The sequence below is a fragment of the Actinokineospora baliensis genome (genome assembly GCF_016907695.1).
GTDB classification, from domain to species: Bacteria; Actinomycetota; Actinomycetes; order Mycobacteriales; family Pseudonocardiaceae; genus Actinokineospora; species Actinokineospora baliensis.
In genome coordinates, this window is the sequence record NZ_JAFBCK010000001.1 from 4,164,173 (window position 1) to 4,184,349 (window position 20,177).

General features: G+C 71.3%; 19 protein-coding genes. 14 read left to right on the forward strand and 5 right to left on the reverse strand.

Annotated elements, in window-relative coordinates; translation table 11 throughout:
- The first annotated feature begins 15 nt into the window (after positions 1-15).
- The 14 genes from JOD54_RS19340 to JOD54_RS19405 all read left to right on the forward strand — a co-directional run bounded on the left by JOD54_RS19340 (position 16) and on the right by JOD54_RS19405 (position 13,409).
- Positions 16-1,569, forward strand: a complete 1,554-nt coding sequence (locus tag JOD54_RS19340) for an amidohydrolase (RefSeq protein WP_204451874.1) — start codon at positions 16-18, stop codon at positions 1,567-1,569.
- An 18-nt stretch (positions 1,570-1,587) separates the two neighbouring features.
- Positions 1,588-2,760, forward strand: coding sequence for a sensor histidine kinase (locus JOD54_RS19345; protein ID WP_307860170.1), 1,173 nt, complete (start codon positions 1,588-1,590; stop codon positions 2,758-2,760).
- A 1-nt stretch (position 2,761) separates the two neighbouring features.
- Entirely contained in the window at positions 2,762-3,400 is a 639-nt protein-coding gene (locus tag JOD54_RS19350; protein ID WP_204451875.1) for a response regulator, read from the forward strand.
- Positions 3,401-3,479: 79 nt separating this feature from the next.
- Positions 3,480-4,757 carry a DUF8832 domain-containing protein gene (locus tag JOD54_RS19355; RefSeq protein ID WP_307860171.1) on the forward strand — a complete coding sequence of 426 codons (1,278 nt, stop codon included), beginning with the start codon at positions 3,480-3,482 and terminating at the stop codon, positions 4,755-4,757.
- Positions 4,754-5,158, forward strand: a complete 405-nt coding sequence (locus JOD54_RS19360; RefSeq protein ID WP_204451876.1) for a FixH family protein — start codon at positions 4,754-4,756, stop codon at positions 5,156-5,158. Before JOD54_RS19355 ends, JOD54_RS19360 begins: the two co-directional genes overlap by 4 nt.
- A 30-nt stretch (positions 5,159-5,188) precedes the next feature.
- The gene (locus tag JOD54_RS19365; RefSeq protein ID WP_204451877.1) at positions 5,189-6,274 is read left to right on the forward strand and encodes a hypothetical protein; all 1,086 of its coding nucleotides are present in this window, start codon (positions 5,189-5,191) and stop codon (positions 6,272-6,274) included.
- A 3-nt stretch (positions 6,275-6,277) separates the two neighbouring features.
- Entirely contained in the window at positions 6,278-6,796 is a 519-nt protein-coding gene (locus JOD54_RS19370) for a hypothetical protein (protein ID WP_372440326.1), read from the forward strand.
- A gap of 181 nt (positions 6,797-6,977) precedes the next feature.
- Positions 6,978-7,226 (forward strand): hypothetical protein, encoded by a 249-nt coding sequence (locus tag JOD54_RS19375; protein WP_204451878.1) that lies wholly within the window; start codon positions 6,978-6,980, stop codon positions 7,224-7,226.
- A 141-nt stretch (positions 7,227-7,367) separates the two neighbouring features.
- The gene (locus JOD54_RS19380; RefSeq protein WP_204451879.1) at positions 7,368-8,321 is read left to right on the forward strand and encodes a small ribosomal subunit Rsm22 family protein; all 954 of its coding nucleotides are present in this window, start codon (positions 7,368-7,370) and stop codon (positions 8,319-8,321) included.
- Positions 8,322-8,381: 60 nt separating this feature from the next.
- Positions 8,382-8,660: a sigma factor-like helix-turn-helix DNA-binding protein gene (locus JOD54_RS19385; protein WP_204451880.1), complete on the forward strand. Its 279-nt coding sequence runs from the start codon at positions 8,382-8,384 to the stop codon at positions 8,658-8,660.
- Positions 8,661-8,710: 50 nt separating this feature from the next.
- On the forward strand, positions 8,711-9,136 hold the full coding sequence (locus tag JOD54_RS19390; protein WP_204451881.1) for an ester cyclase: 426 nt from the start codon (positions 8,711-8,713) through the stop codon (positions 9,134-9,136).
- 315 nt (positions 9,137-9,451) lie between these two features.
- Positions 9,452-11,854, forward strand: coding sequence for an immune inhibitor A domain-containing protein (locus JOD54_RS19395; protein WP_307860172.1), 2,403 nt, complete (start codon positions 9,452-9,454; stop codon positions 11,852-11,854).
- A 142-nt stretch (positions 11,855-11,996) separates the two neighbouring features.
- Entirely contained in the window at positions 11,997-12,638 is a 642-nt protein-coding gene (locus JOD54_RS19400; RefSeq protein WP_204451882.1) for a DUF2306 domain-containing protein, read from the forward strand.
- A 9-nt stretch (positions 12,639-12,647) separates the two neighbouring features.
- The gene (locus JOD54_RS19405) at positions 12,648-13,409 is read left to right on the forward strand and encodes a hypothetical protein (protein ID WP_204451883.1); all 762 of its coding nucleotides are present in this window, start codon (positions 12,648-12,650) and stop codon (positions 13,407-13,409) included.
- 5 nt (positions 13,410-13,414) lie between these two features.
- On the opposite strand, the gene JOD54_RS19410 is transcribed toward JOD54_RS19405, so the two are convergent.
- From JOD54_RS19410 to eccCa, 5 genes are all read right to left on the reverse strand, one after another.
- Positions 13,415-13,903 (reverse strand): sigma-70 family RNA polymerase sigma factor, encoded by a 489-nt coding sequence (locus JOD54_RS19410; RefSeq protein WP_204451884.1) that lies wholly within the window; start codon positions 13,901-13,903, stop codon positions 13,415-13,417.
- A 121-nt stretch (positions 13,904-14,024) separates the two neighbouring features.
- On the reverse strand, positions 14,025-14,396 hold the full coding sequence (locus tag JOD54_RS19415; RefSeq protein ID WP_204451885.1) for a nuclear transport factor 2 family protein: 372 nt from the start codon (positions 14,394-14,396) through the stop codon (positions 14,025-14,027).
- 10 nt (positions 14,397-14,406) lie between these two features.
- Positions 14,407-15,534, reverse strand: a complete 1,128-nt coding sequence (locus JOD54_RS19420) for a S8 family serine peptidase (protein WP_204451886.1) — start codon at positions 15,532-15,534, stop codon at positions 14,407-14,409.
- Positions 15,531-15,746, reverse strand: coding sequence for a hypothetical protein (locus JOD54_RS19425; protein ID WP_204451887.1), 216 nt, complete (start codon positions 15,744-15,746; stop codon positions 15,531-15,533). The genes JOD54_RS19420 and JOD54_RS19425 overlap by 4 nt, the downstream gene beginning before the upstream one ends.
- A gap of 390 nt (positions 15,747-16,136) precedes the next feature.
- Complete coding sequence (gene eccCa / locus JOD54_RS19430; RefSeq protein ID WP_204451888.1) at positions 16,137-20,084, reverse strand: type VII secretion protein EccCa; 3,948 nt, start codon at positions 20,082-20,084, stop codon at positions 16,137-16,139.
- Between the last annotated feature and the right edge of the window lie 93 nt (positions 20,085-20,177).

The following is a 20,177-nucleotide window of genomic DNA, read 5'->3' on the forward strand; positions in this document are numbered from 1 at the left end:
GCCTAGGCTGGCGTCATGCTGGATTTGCTGCTGCGTGGCGCGACGTTCCACACGATGGACCCCGGGCGACCGGTGGCCCACCGGCTCGGCGTGTGGCGAGGTCGCATCGTAGGCGTCGATGAGCAGTTGGACGGGCTGCCCGCGCGGCGCGTGGTGGACCTCGGCGGCGCGACCGTGCTGCCGGGGTTCGTCGACGCCCACGTGCACCTCGTGTGGGCGGGCCTGCGGGAGAACGCGCTGTCGGTGGCGCCGTGCGAGAGCGTCGACAAGGTGCTCGCGGCGATCGACCAGGCCCCTGGTGAGCCGGGGGAGTGGCTCGACGTCGTCGGGTACGACCAGCGGCCGCTCGGCAGGCACATCACCGCCGACGAGCTCGACGGCGTCGCCCGTGGTCGCAAGATCCTGCTCCTGCACGACTCCGGTCACGCGTGCGTGGTCAACCACACGGTGCTCGCCGAGCTGTCGGTCGAGCACGACAAGGGGTTCCTGGCCGAGAGCGGCATGGCCGCGGCACGGGCCCTCCGCCAGCCGTACTCGGTCGCCGAGATGGCCGCTGCCATCCGGACCGCCGCCGCCACCTGCCTCGCCGAGGGCGTCACGACGGTGGCCGAGGCCGGGATCGGCGGCGGTCTCATCAGCCACAGCCCGGTCGAGGTGGCCGCCTACCAGCGCGCGGACGTCCCGCTGCGGGTGCGGCTCATGGTGGCGGCCGCGCTCCTGCGGGACGTGGGCGCGCACCCGGCCGACGACCTGCCACGCGGGATGGACCTCGGCATCGGCACCGGCTTCGGCGGCGACCGGCTCGGCATCTCCGCGCTGAAGATCTTCGCCGACGGCGGCATGATGGCCCGCACAGCGGCCCTGACCAGCCCGTACGTCGGGTCTGACGGCAGCGGGCAGTTCTACGCCGACCCGGCCGACATCGTCGGGCAGATCGTCGACGGGCACCGCGCGGGCTGGCAGTTGGCCGTCCACGCCATCGGGGACCGGGCGGTCGACCTCGTCCTCGACGCCTTCGCCGAGGCGCAGCGCCGCCACCCGAGGACCGGCGCCCGCCACCGCGTCGAGCACGCCGGGGCCGTCCGCCCTGACCAGCTGCCCAAGTTCGCCGAGCTCGGCATCAGCGCCGTAGTGCAGCCGGGCTTCCTCTATTACAACGGCGATGACTACGCCGCCGTGATGGGACCCGACCGTGCCGACTGGCTCTATCGCGGTCAGGGGTTCCTCGACCACGGTGTCGACCTGGTGGGTAGCTCTGATCGACCGGTGACCAATGGTGCCCCTCTGCGCGCGATCCAGTTCATGGTCACGCGCCGCACCAGCAAGGGCAACGAGGTAGGCCCCGCGGAGGCCATCAGTGTCGCCGAGGCCCTACGCGCGTTCACGACCACAGCCGCTCACGCCTGCCACATGGAAGACAGCGTCGGATCGTTCGTGGAGGGCAAGCTCGCCGACCTCACTGTTCTCGCCGAAGACCCGCACACCGTCGCCCCGGACCGCATCGGTGACATCCCGGTCGTCGCCACCGCCGTCGGTGGCTCGATCGTCCACGGCGCCCCGCTCTGGTAGCCGCGGAGGTGCCAAGCTGTGGGAGTGTGGGACACGGCGGTGGTGTTGAAGCGGCAGGCGCTGATCGTGGCGTTGGTGTGTGTCGTCGCCGACGTCGGGGTGATCGTCGCGGAGTGCCCTTGGGCGCTGTCGGAACCCCACGGGTGGGTGGCGGTCGGGCTGGCGCTGCTTGTGGACGGTGCGTTGGCCACCCCGGCCCGGTGGTCGGGCGCAGTGGCCGTGGCCCACGCGGTCGTGCAAGGCGTCGGGCCGTTCGTCATTGGCCCTCTAGGGCAGACCTATAGCGCCTACGGCAACATCAACGAGGTGGGCATCCTCGTTGCCGGGTACCGGGCCGGGGCGTGGTTGGGGATGACGGAGGGGCTCGTCGCGCTCGCGTTCATCGCGGCCGGGCTCGCCACCGAGCGGTTCGCCTACCCCGGCGAGTGGTCGCTGACCGTGCTGAACGTACTGGCCAGTGGCCTGTTGCCCTGGTTGGTCGGCAGGCACACCACCGCCCGGCGCGGTCACCTGGCCGAGTTGGAGCAGCGCGAGGCCAACCGGCAGGCGGAGGAGCGCGAGGCCGTCCGGCTGGCGGTGGCGCGAGAACGCACCTCGATCGCGAGAGACCTGCACGACGTGATCTCACACCACGTCAGCGCCATCAACGTCCACGCGGGTGCGGCCCGGTTAGCGCTGAGAGATCGCCCCGAAGACCGGCTCCGCAGCTCCCTCACCGCCGTCGAGACCGCCAGCCGCTCCGCCATGGGCAGCCTGCGGAGCCTGCTCGACCTGCTTCACCACGGCGACGACGGCTCTGTCCGCCAACCCGGCTTGGACGACCTCGACGACCTCGTGGCTCTTACCCGGTCCGCCGGTCTGCCCACCCGCCTTGTCACCTCCGGTATGGGCGCGGTCGTGCCGCGCTCGGTCGACATAGCCCTCTTCCGTATAGCCCAAGAGGCACTCACCAATGCACTACGCCACGGCGGCGGGCAAGGGGCAACGCTCGAGCTCGCGCGTGGAGATGACAGCCTGTGCATGGTGGTCACCAATGACCTCGGCTCGGCCAAGACCGCCGAAGTAGGCCATAGAGGCTTGGCGGGGATCCGGCACCGCGCGACCTTGATCGGCGCCACCGTCGAGTGCGGTCCTATAGGTCCACACTGGATTGTTCAGGTCGTCGTGCCACTTGAAGGTAAGGACCACTGACGTGACCATCACCGTCCTGCTGGCCGACGACCACGCCATGTTCCGTTCCGGTCTCCGCGCGGTCCTGGACACCCAGCCCGACCTCACCTGCGTCGCCGAGGCGGGTGACGGCGCCGCCGCCGTCGAGCAGGTGCGGCTGCACCGGCCGGACGTCGCGGTACTCGACGTGCGCATGCCGAAGATGGATGGCCTCGCCGCCACCGAGGCGATCGTCGCCAACACCCCCACCAAGGTCCTGGTGCTCACCACCTACGACCACGACGAGTACCTCTACCGCGCGTTGCGGGTCGGCGCGAGCGGGTTCCTCCTCAAGAGCCTGCCGCCGGAGGAGATGGTGTCCGCCATCAAGGTCGCGGCCAGGGGCGACGCCCTGATCGACCCGTCGGTGACCCGGCGGCTCGCCGCCCGCTTCACCGACAGCATCCGGCCGACCGACCCCTCCCAGGAGCGGCTGACCTCCCGCGAGCGCGAGGTCCTCCTGCTGGTCGCCGAGGCGCTGAGCAACGCCGAGATCGCCGAGCGGCTGACCATCGGCGAGGAGACCGTGAAGACCCACGTGTCCCGCGTACTGGCGAAACTCGACCTGCGGGACCGGGTGCACGCCGTCGTCTACGCGCACCGGCACGGCCTGGTCCCATAACGGGTCCCCCGCGCGGGGGACCCGGTGATCCCCTCGCGCCGTGACGACGGCCGGGCGCCCGCTCGGTACCGTCGATCATGTGGGGACGGGGATGCGGCGGTTCGCCGTGTGGGGGTTGGTCGTGCTCGGCCTGGTCGGTTCCGGCACGCCCGCGTGGGCCGACGGCGCCCCGGTCGGATCGGACGTCGCGGTCGCGCAAACGTTGGGGGAGCGGGAACTGACGGTCACCGTGCGCCGGACCGACGGCGCGCCCGCACCGTTGCAAGTGGACATCATCAACCACGCGGGCGGCCCGGCGGGTGCCCTGCGGCTGAGCGCGGTACCGGCGGGAGCGCGGCCGACCAGCACCGCGACGGTCGACATCGGGGTGGGCCCGGCGACAGCACACCTGCACGTTGACCGGTTCGGCTACTGGGAATTGGAGATCGACGACGGTAGACACACCGCGCGCATCCCGTTCTCCGTGCCGCAACGCGTTACCCCGGCCTGGGAACGCGCGGTCTACGGCGGTTTCGTCGCGGCGGGGCTGTTCTTGGTCGCCGGACTGGTTCTGGCCACCAGAGGCGGAAAGCTCGTGCTCATACCGGCTACTGGGCTGGTGGTGGCGCTGTCCGTCTCGGTGACGGCCGCCCTCCTGTCGTCAACGATTCCCGTTGTGTCTACACAGGACAATGCGCGGCCACCGGTCAACCTGGCTGTGGCGGCGGACAACCCGACCACCGGCCGTCCCGCCGAATTGACCCTGTCCCTCACCGACAGCGCGACAGGGAGGCCGGTGGACGACATCCTCGTTCACCACGGCGCGCTCATCCACCTCGCCATCGTCAGCCCGACCGGTGGCCTCGCCCACGTGCACCCGGTGCGCGCCGCGCCAGGTGACTACCGCGTCCAGTTCACCCCGACCGAGCCGGGGCGCCACACCATGGCGGCCGAGTTGGCTCGCGTCGGCGGTGGCACGCAACAACTCCGGGCAGAGATCAACGTTGCCGGAAATCCTTTGCCGTCAAGTGAACCCGCGCCGGGAACCATCACGGTCGGTCCACTGAGGGCGGGTGATCCGGCGACGCTCACGGTCGACTTCGCCGGGCCGGACGACCTCCAGCCGTGGCTGGGTATGCGCGGGCACCTCATCGTGGTCGGACCGTCGCCCACCCAGGACGTCTGGGCCCACGTCCACGCGATGACCACGGCCACGGCGGGCACCCAGCCCGACGAGACCGTCGCCGCCTACCCGGCGGAGATCAGCTTCACGTTCACCTTCCCCCGCCCCGGCCGCTACCGGGCGTGGTTCCAGGCCGAACGGGACTACGCGATCCTCACCATCCCCACGACCCTCGACGTGGAGGCACAACCATGACCCGCCGCGGCAAGGGCGTCCTGGCGATCGTCGCCGCGCTCCTCCTGGGCGCCCTCGTCCTCTGGTGGACCCTGCCCGGCGACGACACCCTCGACCTGCGCGCCGGTACCGGCAGCTACTCGGTGCGGCTGACCGTCGCCGACCCCGCTGTGGGTGCCAACACCGTGGACCTGGAGGTCACCGACCTCGCCGGGGCGGCCATCACCGCCGACGAGGTCACCGTCGAACCCGTCATGGTCGACATGGGCCACGCACTCGCGCCCACCACCGCCACCGCGGGCCGGCCCGGCCACTACCGCGCCGAGCGCACCGACCTGCCCATGGCGGGCCCGTGGGAGCTGACCGTCACGATCCGCCACGGCCGCACCACGGAACGCGCCGTCTTCTCGCTGGTCATCTGAAACCGAAGCTAGCCGATCCGAGGAAGGACCATGGACACACAGACACCCAGTGCCGCGACCGGCACCCGCGGCCTCACCGCCGCGGTAGTGCTGTTCGTCGGTGCTCTGCTCACCTTCACCGGGCTGACCTGGGACGTGCAGTGGCACGAGGACGTCGGCCCGGACACCTTCTTCACCCTCCCGCACCTGTTCCTCTACGCCGGGAGCGCCGTCTCCGGGCTCGCGAGCCTGACCGCCGTGCTGATGACGACCGCCGCCAGGCGCGCGGGTCACGAGCCCGACCCCGCGGTGGGCGGCGTCCCGGTCGGGGTGTTCGGCCGGGTCTTCACCGCTCCGCTCGGCTACCTGGTCTCCGGCAGCGGCGCCGCGGCCTTCCTGCTGTACGGGCTGTGGGACCAGTGGTGGCACGGGATCTACGGGTTCGACGCGGTGATCGACTCACCCCCGCACGTCGGGCTGCTGCTGTCGGTGGCCACCACCCTGGTCGGCACGGTGGTCGTGTTCGCCGCCGCCGCGGACCGCAACTGGGGGCGGGTGGGTGTTGTCGCCTCTTTCGGCCTGCTCGCCGGGTTCACCACGATCATCGCCGTCGCATTCCAGGACCTGTCCGACACGGTCAACTCGATGCACGTCGCGATGGTCTGGCTGGTCTCGCTGATCCTCTTCGCCGGTGCCGGTTTCATCCGTAAAGGTGGAATTGCCGTCGCCGTGGCGCTCGGGGTGATCCAGGCCCTTTCGTGGTGGTTTTCCCCGTGGGCCACCCGCGCCTATGCCGACGCCGTTGACCTCCCCATCCGCGACTACATCTCCGGTGTCCCGTCAATGCCGTCGCTGATGCCAATGGCATTGGTCCTCGTCGCATTGGCCACTTATCCGCTCCTGGCCGCCCGGTCCCGCTGGGCCCCGCCTGCCGCGGGTGGCCTGGCCGGAGCCGCCCTCGCCGTCCTGCAGGCCTTCCAGGACGCCCTCGTCTACGACATCCCCGCCCCCGCCGTCGACGACCTGCTGCCCACGGTGCTGGTCGCGACCGTCCTCGGCCTGCTCGCGGGCCACCTCGGCACCCGGTTCGGCCGGATGCTGCGCCTGGTCGCGGGCGCCCGACCGGAAGGACCCTGACCCGTGCGCAGGCTCACCACCGCAATGCTGACCACAGCGCTGCTCGTAATCGCCGCCCCGACCGCCCACGCCTACGAGCCGGTCGGGATCGTGCACACCGAGAAGGTCCAGGCAGGCCCCTACCCGCTCGTCATCGGCTTCAGCACCTGGCCGGTCCGCGCCATGCAGTCCCTCGACTTCACCTTCGCCCCCGACGGCGGCGTCCAGGGCAAAACCGGCCTCCTCACCGTCACCGCCCCCGGCCGCACCTGGCGCGAACCCCTGGCCCGCCACCCCCGCAAACGCGACGTGTGGGGACTGGACGTGCGGGCGATGGAGCAGCCGGGCACCTACACCCTCCAGTTCACCGTGGACGGCCCCCAAGGCCCCGGCCAAGGCGCCCTCACCGGCCTCACCGTCCTCGAACAGCCGGGCCCGCCCATGGGGCTCAGCTGGGGGATCAGCACCCTGCCGCTGCTGGGCCTGATCGCCTTCCTCACCATCGCCTGGCGCCGCACGAGGAAAACTGTCCTCGCCGGATAGCCCCGCCCCGGGGCGTTCGTTCGCTCCGGGGCAAGGGCCCTCCATCCCCTGGTGCGGCACCAGAAGACCTTCCTGGCCCCAGAGCCGAGGCGCTCGGCCCGGCGATGGCCGGTGCCAATCCGCCCACCCGCCGCGGTCCCCCGGGGCGGCCCGGCAGCCCATCGCGGCCCGGTGCCGCCGTGTGGGCGCCGTGCCCGCCCGGGCCGTCCACGCGGCGGGGCTGCTGGCCCGATGCTCGCGGCTGTCCTGGGCCAGCGGCACGTTCTGGCTTGGTCGCCCGTTGACCGCGCCGCCGCCGCGGTCACTGTGGAGTCGGCCGACTTCGCTGGCCCATGCGGCCGTGTGGCACCAGGCCGGTGCCGTCCGCGTGGTGGGAGCTGGCTCGGTGCTCGCGGCGGCCCTGGCCAGCGGCACGTACTGGCTCAGGTAGTACCTGCCGCTGCCCGGCCCAACGGCGGTCCCCCTCGGCCCGGCCACGTTCTCCCACCAGACCTGCCCCGGAGCGTTCGTTCGCTCCGGGGCGAGGGCCCCGGCCAGGGGAGCTCACCTGGTCCCGGCATGATTGACCGCCATGGCCACCCTGTCCGACGCGCTCGACGTCGAGGTCGCGCGGTATCCGACCAAGAGGCTGGCGGACTCGGCGCAGCACCTCATCCACCGCTACCGGACCGGTGTGGACCCCGCGTCCGTCGTCCTCGATGCCGAGGTGACCGCTGCCGCCTATGCCGCTTACCGGATGCCCGCGACCCACGCGGCGGTCACCGCGGCCCTGGCCGAGGTCGCCGGTCTCGCGCCCGACTTCCGGCCGCGGACGATGGTCGACGTTGGTGGAGGGACCGGGGCGGCGGTGTGGGCGGCGGCCGGGGTGTGGTCGTCGTTGGGGGAGCTCACTGTGCTCGACCAGTCCACCCAGGCGATGGGGCTGGGCAAGAGGCTGGCCGAGCACGCCGACAGTCCCGCTGTCCGGGGCGTCCGGTGGCAGCGCGCTGCTCTGGGGGACCTCCAGGTGCCGCCCGCGGACCTGGTCACGCTGTCCTATGTGCTCAGCGAGCTCACCGACCGCGCCCGCGCCGCCACTGTTCGCGCTATGGCGACCGCGACCCTCGCGGTGGTCGTCGAGCCCGGCACACCCGCGGGGTACGAGCGCATCATGGCCGCGCGGGATGAACTCCTAGCCGCGGGCATGCGCGTAGTGGCCCCATGCCCGCACAGTGGCGGTTGTCCGATCCCGCGTGGACAGGACTGGTGCCACTTCGCCGCTCGCCTAGGCCGCAGCCCTCTGCACCAAAGGCTCAAGACGGCCTCGCTCAACTTCGAGGACGAGAAGTTCTCTTACGTCGCCGCCACCCGCGAGCCGTGGCCCAGCGCACCGGGTCGCGTCCTGCGGCACCCTCTTAAGCGCAAAGGCATGGTGTCCCTGAGGCTGTGCGGGCCAGAGGGGCTCAACGACACGATCGTCAGCAAGCGCGACCCCGCCGCGTACCGGGCCGCCCGCGACACCGAGTGGGGCGACCCCTGGCGGTGACGGTGGGTGTACTGCTCGTAACCTGAGGCCTGTTGGGAAAAATCGCACGTAAGTGGCGTCATGCCCGTCCGGGCGGCTCGTCCCAACGGCATGCGGACGCCCAAGACGCCCCACGGCAGGCGGCTCGTGATACCCGGGCCCCGTCGTGACTCGGCCGACCCGATGGCCGTGCTGACCCCGTTGCAGCTGCGGATCCTGCACCTGCGCGTGGTCGACGGCCACACCGCCGAGCAGGTCGCCACCAAGCTCGACATGTCGCCCACCGCGGTGCGCATCACCCAGCACCGCGCGCTGCAGCGGCTGCGCGAGCAGCTCGGCGACGACGCGGACACCACCTGACCGGGTGGATCTTGTGCCACCCGGTCGCGGTCGTCCCTAGCGTGTCGCCCATGAACGCCTCGACCGTGCACCGCGCGCACTGGCAGACCATCGACACCTACGACTGGGAAGCCATGCGCGCCCGCTACCACCCCGACTACCGCTACACCGACGTCACCGGCACCCGCCACACCGACACCGACCAGCCGGTCGAGGTGATGCGCACGCTGCACGCCGCCTTCCCCGACGTCGTGTTCGACTACCGCGACTTCCACCCCAGCGCCGACGGCACCACCTCGTTCGTCGAGGTGCGCTGCGTGGGCACCCACCTCGGCCCGCTCGGCCCGCTCGCGGCCACCGGCCGCCGGGTCGCCAGCTTCGCCTGCCACGTGGTCGAGGTCCGCGACGGGTTGATCGTCGCCGAGCGCGACTACTTCGACATGGCCGCCATTCACCGCCAGATCACCGGTGATCTCGTCGTCGAACTCGATGACTGAGATCGGTCGGTAACCGACCGGTACGTCGCGCAATGTGTTAGACCGGTCCCCGCCGTGTTCACGTTTTTTCTGACAAAACTGTGAAAATCTTCCGCCCCGCCGCGGTCGTCCGGCGGCTGACCAGCGCCCTTCGACTGTCCTGGTCTGCCCGGTTCAACCGCTCTTTGCGCCATTTGGCGTATCACTCCGTGCTATAGGCGAATGTGATGGCCGGAATGGCTCTTGTAATCAGGTCGTGATACCTGCATAGGTCGCGCTCCCTTACAGTTTCGCCTGGCTTCACCCGGAGTCGTCCCCACGAAATTGGAGGAATGAGTGCGCCGAAAACTGGTCGTCGCGATCGCCGCGGCGACGGTGGTCGGGACCGGGGCGGTGGTGGTCAACGGTGCCGCCGACGCGGCCCCGGTCGCTCCCCAGCAACAGACCGCCCAGGCCGCCGCGGACCACGCCGACGAGGTGGTGTCCCCGCTCGAGGAGAAGCGCCGCGCGCTGCGCCAGGAGGGTCTGGCCAAGGTCCTCTCCGGTGAGGCGAGCGCCGAGAAGCGCGGTGCCAGCACCGTGGTCAAGGTCGGCGCCGCCGCCTCGGCCAAGAACAAGGCCACCGGCAAGAAGGGCGTCGACCAGTACGTCGAGCTCGCCAGGGAGAAGACCGACAAGATCTTCGTCGTGCTGGCCGAGTTCGGCGACGAGCGGCACCCGGACTTCCCGGACAAGGACACCAACCCGGCCGTGCCCGGCCCGGCCCGCTTCGACGGCCCCCGGCACAACCAGATCGCCAAGCCCAACCGGGCGGTGGACAACAAGACGATCTGGCAGGCGGACTACTCGAAGAAGCACTTCGAGGACATGTACTTCGCGCAGGGCGCGAACACCGAGTCCCTGAAGACCTTCTACGAGAAGGCCTCCTCGGGCCGGTACTCGGTCGAGGGCCAGGTCACCGACTGGGTCAAGGTCAAGTACAACGAGGCTCGGTACGGCCGTTCCGACGGCTACCCCTGCCCCGGCCGCATCTGCGGCAACTCGTGGTACCTGGTCTCCGACGCGCTGCAGCAGTGGGTCGCCGACCGCAAGGCCCAGGGCGCCACCGACGCCTCGATCAAGGCCGACCTGGCGTCGTACGACACCTGGGACCGCTACGACTTCGACGGTGACGGCGACTTCAACGAGCCCGACGGCTACCTGGACCACTTCCAGATCGTGCACGCCGGTGGTGACCAGTCCGACGCCGATCCCGCGCAGGGTGAGGACGCCATCTGGGCGCACCGCTGGTACGCCTTCTCCAGCAACACCACCGGCCCGGTCAACAACAAGCTCGGCGGTGTGCAGATCGGCACCACCGGCCTGTGGGTCGGCGACTACACGATGCAGCCGGAGAACGGCGGCCTGGGCGTGTTCGCCCACGAGTACGGCCACGACCTCGGTCTGCCGGACCACTACGACACCGTTGGCCCGGGCGGCGCCCAGGAGAACGGCATCAACTGGTGGTCGCTGATGGGCCAGAGCCGCGTGTCCAACACCAACGAGGCGATCGGCCTGCGCGCCAACGACCTCTCGACGTGGGACAAGCTGCAGCTGGGCTGGCTGGACTACGAGACCGTCGTGGCCGGTCAGGACAAGAAGATCGACCTCGGCCCCGGTGCGTACAACACCGACAAGGCCCAGGGCGTCGTCGTCGTCCTGCCCGACAAGCAGGTCTCGACCAGCTACGGCACGCCGTTCGCCGGGTCGAAGATGTGGTGGAGCACCAAGGGCGACAACCTGTCGACCTCGCTCACCCGCTCGGTCGACCTGACCGGCAAGTCGTCCGCGGAGCTCAAGCTCAAGGCGCGCTACGACATCGAGGACTGCGACTGCGACTTCCTGTTCGTGGAGGCCTCGACCGACGGTGGCGCCAACTGGACCGCCCTCGACGGTGTCGCCAACGGCAAGCCGTTCATCCGCGACGCGGTCGGCACCCCGGCCATCACCAACACCACGAACAACCAGTGGGTTGACGTGGCCGTCCCGCTGAACTCGCTGGCGGGCAAGAACACCCAGCTGCGCCTGCGCTACCGCACCGACGGTGGCGTCGCCCTCGACGGCTTCTTCGCCGACGAGATCTCCGTCGTCGCCGACGGCGCCGCGCTGTTCACCGATGGTGCCGAGTCCGGCAACAACGGCTGGACCCCGGTCGGTTTCCGCACCACCACCGGTACGGAGACCTCCACCTACGACCACTTCTACGTGGCCGGCAACCGGACCTACACCGGGTACGACAAGTACCTGCAGCCCGGCCCGTACGACTACGGCGACCCGAGCCGCCCGAACTGGGCGACCCGCTTCCCGTACCAGGACGGCCTGCTGGTGACCTACTGGGACACCTCCCAGCCGGACAACAACGCCTCCGTCCACCCGGGTGAGGGCCTGCTGTCGGTGGTCGACGCGCACCCGGACCCGATCTACAACCTGCAGGGCCAGGCGTGGCGGCCCCGCGTGGCGGGCTACGACGCTCCGTTCTCGCTGCAGAAGTCGGACTCGTTCACCCTCTACGCGGGTGGTCGGGCCAGCTACATCCGCGGTACGGACGCTCAGCCGCTGTTCGACGACACCAAGTCCTACTTCAACGCCGCCCAGCCGACCGCGGGGGTCAAGCTGCCCGCCGCCGGTGTGAGCATCAAGGTGCTGAAGCAGGAGGGCACGTCGCTGCAGATCCGGGTGTTCCCGAGCAAGAAGAAGTAAGACCGCGCTCCTGGTAGCTGTGGCGGGGCATGCCATGTGCGCCGCATAGGGAGTCAGAGGGCCGGTGGTGGGGTTGTCCCCACCACCGGCCCTCGTGCTTGCCGCATGGTTGCGCGGTCCCGGCGCTCCTAGCGTGATCAACATGATCCGAGCGCCCTGGGCCATCCCGGTAGCAGCCCTCATCACCGTGTTCCTGGTCTTCTCCCTACCGCCGTACCTGACCTTCGACCCGGCGCAGTCGCGCGTGCCCGCCGGGTTCGCCTTCCACTACCCGGCCCTGCTCACGCACATCACCTTCGGGGCGGTGGCGATGGTGGCCGGGTTCCTGCAGGTGTGGCCGTGGTTCCGGCGGCACCACCGGCACCGGCACGCGCTGATCGGCCGGGTCTACGTCTTCGGCGGCGTCCTCCCGGCCGCCGCGGCGGGCCTGGTCGTGGGCGTCACCTCGCCGTTCGGGCCGGTCGCCAGGGTGAGCCACGTGCTGCTGGCCACGCTGTGGCTGGTGTCGACGGTCATGGGCTACCGGCGGGCGCGGGCGAAGGACTTCGAGGCGCACCGGGTGTGGGTGGTCCGCAGCTACGTGCTGACCCTGTCCACCATCACCAACCGGCTGTGGGGTCCGCTGGTCGCCCTGGTGCTCACCCCGGGCCTCGACACGACGTTCGGCGGCAGCGAGGTGGCCATGGTGCAGGCGATCGCCGGGATCACCTCGTGGCTGGGCTGGACCATCCCGCTGCTGGCGGTTGAGTGGTTCGCCCACCGGAGGGGGCGGGTGGCTCGATAACCTGGCGGGGTGGGGAACAACAGTCCGGTCCACATCGACGGCGCGGCCGGGCGATGGGTGGTGTGGCCGCCGGGGGAGTCGGGGGGCCTTGCGGAGTCCCGGTTGGGGGCACCGCTCGGGCTGGGCACCGCCGCGGGCGTGGTCGTCGGGTTCGCGGGCGGCCTCGGCGTCTGGACGCTGCTCGTGCCGATCCCCGTCATCGCCTTCATCAGCGCCCGCGACCGGGCCCGGCGCCGCCGCGATGAGCGGGTGGTGGTGTACGACTCGACCCGCTTCGCCGACCTGAGCCCCGAATCGGTCACGCTCGCCAACCGCCTGGTGATCTCCCTGGCCACCCTGTTCGCCAGCCGGACCGCGGGCGCGGGCTGGATCGACCCGGCGACCCTGACGACGGCGCACAAGGTCACCTGGGCGGCGCTGAGGACCCTGTCGGACACCGCCGACCTGCACACCCTGCTCCGCGAGTCGCGCGAGTACCCGGAGCTGAGCGCGGAGGTGGAGGAGCGCACCGGTCAGCTGAGGTCGATCGAAGCGGAGGTCGGGGCGGTGGCCGACCGGATGGACGAGGTGATCTCAGCCCTGGCGGTAGCCGACCAGGAAATCGCGGCGGCAGAGGCAGCGCAGGCCCGCGCGGAACACGTGGAGCACCTACGCGAACGCCTCTCGGGCAGCAAGGCCACCCCAGCCCCTCCCCAGGTAGACCTCGACGCCATCACGGCGGCTGTCACCGCGGCAGCGGAGATCCTCACAACGACGCGCTCGAACCTATAGGCCGATCAGGCCGCCAAGGACGGGGCCGACTCGCGGAGCGCGCGAAGGGCGTAGTGCAGCCTGCTCTTGACCGTCCCCACCGGTACCCGCAGTGTCGCCGCGGCCCCCGCTGCCGTGCGGTCGGCGAAGTACACCTCCACCACCGTCCGCCGGTGTGGTTCGGGGAGCGACTCCAGTGCCGCGTCCACCATCACCCGGTCGATGACCTCGTCCGTCCGCGCGGGGGCGCTGGTCATGTCGACCTCGGGCAGTTCCACCTCCGGCGGTCGCGAGGCCCGGCCGCGGTGCTGGTCGATGGCGATGTTGTGCGCGACGCGCATCAGCCACGCCCGGACGCTGCCCCGGTCCTCGGTGAGCTTGTCCTGGTGGCGCCAGGCGCGGATCCAGGTCTCCTGGACGACGTCCTCGGCGCGGAAGGGGCAGCCGGTGACCCGGCGCGCGTAGCTCAGCAGCGCGGCGCGGTGGGTGGCGACGATGGTGTCGAAGGTGGTCATCTTGGCGCTCCCTGTGTCGCTGTTTCCCTCTGACACAAGGCTTCCGGTTCCTACCCCGGCACTCTCTGGGTCAATCCCCACAACCCGGGGGGACGTCCCGCCGATGCGGGTGGGGATATCCCTACCCCGGCAGCACCGAGGCGTGCGCGGCGACGACCCGCCACCCCGTTCCCGCGCGGACCCAGGTGCGCGTGTACCGCATCCTGGCCAGCAGCGGCACGCCGCCGACCGTCCCTTCGAGCGTGCCGAGGAACCAGGTGACCCCGGTGTGCGCGGTGGCGAAGACCCGCACGTCCTCTTCGGTCACCCGGGTCAGCGCGTAGACGCCCGCCGCGTGCGCGGCCAGGTCGTCGGCTTTCGTGTGGAGGGTCCCGTCCGGGCCGGTGAACCGCAGGTCGTCGTCGAGCAGGTCGGCCAGGGCGGCGACGTCCGAGGTGAGTTGGGCGGTGTGGAGGCGCCGCTCGGCGGCGAGGAGGCTGTCGTGTTCGGACATGCTCCCACTACTAGCGCACCGCGGGCCGCCAACGCCGCCGCCGGGCCCGCGTGATCACCGCCGCTGACCCGCCCGCGAGCACCGCCGCCCCCGCCAGGGCCGCCACGAACCACATCGCCGCACGTGCGGGGCCGGTGTCCTCGGCGGGTGGTAGCGCCAACGCCAGGTGTTCGCGGGTAGCGGACGGCTTCGCCGTTTGTCCGCTCAGGAGGGTGGTGACGGCCGCGACCGGGTCGACGATCCCGTACCCGACCGCCGGGTGCGGCACCTGACCGGCGGGCCGGTCGGCCGTGGCCATCAGCCTCTTGACCACCTCGGCGGCGGGCAGGTCCGGGTACTGCTCCCGCACCAGGGCGGCGGACGCGGCGACGAACGCGACCGCCAACTCCGGCCCCGACGCCAGCCGGTGCCCCGTGCCCGAGGGGCCGATCCCGACCAGCTGCTCGGCCGGTGCCGCCACCGTCGGTTGCGCCCCGAGCTGACCGCTCTTGGTCGGCCCGTCCGGCCCGACGGGCGCCACCGCGACCACCCCGTCCATCGCCGCCGGGTACGCCCGCTGCTTGGCCTGCCGCACCGCCGCGGGCGCGACGACGAGCACGTCCCGCGACCGCGCGAGCTCCACCGCCGCCTGGAGCTCGGGCGAGTCGACGGTGTTGATGACCCCGATCGCGACGATCCGCGCCCCGCTGTCCACCCCGGCCCGAATCCCCGCCGCCAGCGCGCCGGGCTCCACCCGGTTCGGATCGTTGGTCACCCGAACCGGCACGACCCGAGCGGCGGGCGCGATCCCCGCGAACGCGGTCTTCTCCCGAGGCCGAGCGGCGATCAACCCGGCCAGGAACGTGCCATGGCCCGCGCAGTCGGTGTTCGCCACCCCACCGGCGACATCAACCCCGTCCTCCACCGCCCCCACCAACGTTGGCGCCTCAGCGCTGACCCCGGTATCCACCACCGCGATCCGCACGGCCCCCTTGGTCATAGGCCACACCCGCTCCGGCGCCAGTCTCTGCTGCGCCCAAGGCTCCGGCTGCGCCACGGTCAGCTCGGGCGGCGCACACTGTCCCGGCTGTTGCGCGATGGCTGGAGTTGGCGTCACCAGCACGAGCGCGGTCGCGACCACTACGGCCCGCTTCTTCATGCCGGGTCTCCTGTCGCGCTCGCGCCTGTCGCCGGTGTGCCCGTCGCGATCCGGCTGGCCCACTTGGCCGTTGGCCACACCCGCTCCGGCGCCAGTCTCTGCTGTGCCAAGGGCTCCGGCTGCGCCACGGTCAGCTTCGGCTGCTGCGCCACTGCAGGCACCGGCGTCGCCAGCACCAACGCGGTCGCGACTACTACGGCCCGTTTCCTCATGCCGGGTCTCCCGTCGTACTCGCGCCTGCTACCTGTAGTTCCGCCGCGTTCCGGCTGGCCCGCGTGACCGTTGGCCACACCCGCCGCGCCGCCAGCCGTTTCTGCGCCCAAGGCTCCGGCTGCGCCACGGTCGGTTCCGGCGGTGCACACTGCCCCGCCTGCTTCTGAGCGAGGGCAGGTGGCGTCACCAGTGCGATCGCGACCACTACGGCCCGCCTCTTCATCTCGGGTCTCCCGTCGCACTCGCGCCTGCCATTGGTGGTGCCAACCACAGGCCGATCGGGGCAGTCAGTCTCTTCTCCTTCGCCCACACCTGTCGCGGCGCCACCGACAACTCATGCGGTGCGCGTGATCCTGGCAGCCGTGGCAGCGCGATTACCGCTGCTGTTCTCATTCCGGTTCCTCCGTCCACCCGATCTGCAGCGACGTGGCGTCCCGGCGGGTAACCAGCAGTGCTCGGCCCGGGGGCATTTGGCGGCCGCGTTGGCCGTTGAGGAGGGGCATTTCGTTGCCCGGCACCGACAGCGCCAGGTCGGGGGTGTTGGACTCCTGCAGGCGGCGCACCACCGCGTCCATGGACATTCGGCCGGAGCCCGCGGCGGCTCTGGCGAGGACCACGTGCAGGCCGATGTCCCCGGCTTGGGGCAGCAGTTCCACCAGTGCGTCGAGCGGGCCGCCGACTCCGCTGTTGAGCAGGTCGTAGTCGTCGACGATGACGAAGTATTCGGGGCCGGTCCACCAGTCGCGTTCGCGGAGTCGGCTCGGGGTGATGTCGGCGCCGGGGACGCGGGCCTTGAGTTCGGCGGCCAGGGGGCGGATCAGTTCGGCGGCGGGGCCGGAGGAGACCGCGACGCCGTGGCGGTACTGCTCGGGGACGGATTCCAGCAGGCCGCGCCGCGAGTCCAGCAGGACGATGCGGGCGTCTTCCGGGCCGTACACCTTGGGAATCGCCTGGGCGATGAGGCGCAGCACCGCGGTCTTGCCGCTGCCCGTGTCGCCGAGGACGGTCAGGTGCGGGCGGGAGGAGAAGTCGTGCCACACCGGCTTGAGGTCGAGTTCGCCGGACCCCAGTGCGATCCGCATCCGGCCTTCGGGTTCGGGCAGTTCGGCGGCGGGCAGGATGCCGGGCAGCGTCCGGACCCGGGCGGCCACGGGGCCGGACCAGCACTCGGCGACCGAGCGGGCCAGTTCGCGGGTCGCCTCGGCCAGGCCCTCGGCGGTGGCCGCGCCGTCGGCCCGGGGGACCGCGGCGAGGAAGTGCAGCTTGTCCTGGGTCAGGCCGCGGCCGGGCAGCCGGGGCACCTGGCCCGCCTTGCGCATGTCGATGACCGAGTCGATCGCGTCGCCCAGCCGCAGTTCCAGCCGGGTGCCGAGCTGGTCGCGCAGCCCGCTGTGCACGTCGGACCAGCGGCCCGCGGTGATCATCAGGTGCACGCCGTAGGCCAGGCCGCGCACCGTCATCTGCCGGATGGTGTGGTCGTGCTGCTCGAAGTCCGCGCGCAGCGACCCCCACCCGTCGACCACGAGGAACACGTCGCCGTACTGGTCGTCGGTGAACTCGCCCGCCGCGCGGCGCTCCCGGTAGGCGGCCATGCTCTCGATGCCGTGCTCGGCGAAGCGCTTCTCGCGTTCGGCGAGCACCCCCTTGACCTCGGCGATGGTGCGGCCCACACGCTCCGGCTGCAGCCGCCCGCAGACCCCGCCGACGTGCGGCAGGCCCTCCAGGACCGACAGGGTGCCGCCACCGAAGTCCAGGCAGTAGAACTGCACCTCCGACGGCGTGTGCGTCATCGACAGCGCGGTGATCAGCGTCCGCAGCAGGGTGCTCTTGCCGGACTGGGTCCCGCCCGCGATGCCGACGTGGCCGCCCGAGCCGGACAGGTCCACCATGTGCAGGTCGCGGACCTGCTCGAACGGCTTGTCGACCACGCCGACGGGGATCTTCAGCCCGCCGCGGCCCGGCCAGTCGGCTGGGGTCAGGCCGAACCGCGGGTCCGGCACCAGCGGCGGGAGGAGCTGGTCGAGCGGCGGCGGGTTGTCCAGCGGCGGCAGCCACACCTGGTGCGCGGGCGGACCTTGCCCCAGCAGCTTCTCCACGGCGACGTCCAACACCGTGTCGATGTGTTCGTCGGCGACCGGGGCGGCCGCCACGGCTTCGACCTCGGTGACCGTAGGCAGCCTGCCCGCACCGAACGCCACGACCTGCCTACGCACTTCCTCTTGGCGCTGCTCCTTGGTGCGGCGCTGGTAGCGGCCGGACACGTAGGCGGCCTTGAATCGCACAAGGGTCGCCACATCGCTGCGTAGGTAGCCGTTGCCGGGCGCACTAGGCAGCTGATAGGCGTCGGGCACACCGATCACCGACCGGCTCTCCATCGCCGAGAACGTGCGTAGGCCGATCCGGTAGGACAGGTGGCTCTCCAGCTTGTGCATGCGGCCGTCGTCGATGCGCTGCGAGGCCAGCAGCAGGTGCACGCCCAGCGAGCGGCCGAGCCTGCCGATCATGACGAACAGCTCGGCGAAGTCCGGGTTCGCGGCCAGCAGCTCGCTGAACTCGTCGACGATGAGGAACAAGGTCGGCAGCGGGTCCAGCGCCGCGCCCGCCTGCCTGGCCCGCTCGTAGTCCAGCAGCGAGCTGTAGTTGCCCGCCGCCCGCAGCAGTTCCTGGCGGCGCACCATCTCCCCGTGCAGCGAGTCCTGCATGCGGGTCACCAGCGGCGCCTCGTCGGCCAGGTTGGTGATCACCGCCGAGGTGTGCGGCAGCCGGTCGAGGCCGAGGAAGGTCGCGCCGCCCTTGAAGTCCACCAGCACGAAGTTGAGGATCTCCGACGAGTGTGTCATCGCCAGGCCCAGCACCAGGGTGCGCAGCAGCTCGGACTTGCCGGACCCGGTCGCGCCGATCAGCAGCCCGTGCGGCCCCATGCCGCCCTGCGCCGACTCCTTGATGTCCAGGTCGACCGACGAGCCGTCCTCGGCGATGCCCAGCGGGATCCGGAACCGCTCGCTGCCCATCCCGGTGCGCCACAACGACTTCGGGTCCAGCGCGTCCAGATCGGCCACACCCAGCAGCCGCGGCAGGTCGAAGTCGGCGACCATCGGCTCGGCGACGTCGCCGGTGGAGTTGATCCGGTAGGGCGAGAGCACCCTGGCCAGGGCGCCGACCCGCTGCACGCTCAGCACGTCCGGGCGGCCCAACCTGGTCCGCACCTGCTGGCCGGTGCGGTCGGTGCGCACGGTGTGCATGTCCGTGGGCGTGACCTCAAGCCGCAGCCGCGACCGGCCCGCGGCGCCCTCCAGCGCACCGGACACGTCCAGCACGACCGTGTTGCGGTAGCCCGCGGCGGCCAGCCGGGACTCGGCGGGCACGTCGACCCCGTCGAGCACCACGACGACGTAGGGCTCCTCGCGGCTCGGGGTGGCGGCGGCCTCGAACCGGGCCCGCTCCTCGAGTTCGGCGGCCAGCAGTTCGGTCAGCGCGTCCACTCCGTCGGCGAGCAGCCGGACCTGCCCGGCGCCGTCCTGCTCGACCGGGTGCTGGGCGTGCGGTAGCCACTTCACCCAATCCCAGTCCGCCAACCGCTCCGGTGCCGCGCACACCGCGACCCGCAGGTCCTCGGGGGAGTGGAAGGTGACCAGCTGGGCCAGGACCGCCCGCACCGAGGCGCGGATGGTGTCCTCGTCGCCGGAGTAGCGGACCTGGGCGAACCCGCGCAGGAACAGCGCGGTCGGCTGGTCGGCGATGGTGGTGTAGGCGTTGATGAACCGGCGCAGCGCCCGCGCCGACAGCGGCTCCAGGTCGGCGACCGGCTTGGTGTTGAGCGGGTTCATCGCCATCGCCAGCCGCTGCGGGCCCACCCCGATGCGGACCTCGGCGAAGTCGGCGTGCGCGGCGCGGCGCTCCCACAGCCTGCTGGTCATCGCGACCGACCACAGCGCGACCGGCTCCGGGTGCCGCCAGCCCAGCGCGGTCCGCTGCTGGTCGGCGACCGCGCGGACCTGGGCGCGGGTGCCCGACAGGTAGCGCAGGTAGTCCCGGCGTTCGCCGCGCAGCCGCTGGCGCCGGTCGGCGCCGCCCCTGCCCATCTGGCCGAACACCATCATGACGCCCATCAGGCCCATCATCCCGGCCATCATCAGCGCCATCTGCGGGTTTTGCGGCCCCATGAAGAACAACATGGCGCCACCGCCGCCGATGACCATGGGCAGGTACATCAGCGAGCTGCCCATGCCGCCGCCGATCGTCTCGGGCAGCACCGGTGGCTCCTGCAGGGACAGCTCCCCACCGGGCATCTCCGGCGGCTTCTCCCGTGCCTGCCTGCGAAACAGCGTGGTGCTCATCCGTCCACTCCCTGACCGTCCGGCTGCTGCCCGTCACCCCCTACACGGGCGGGCGGGGCCGGTGAGTTCACCGGATTTCCCCGGTGCGCACCG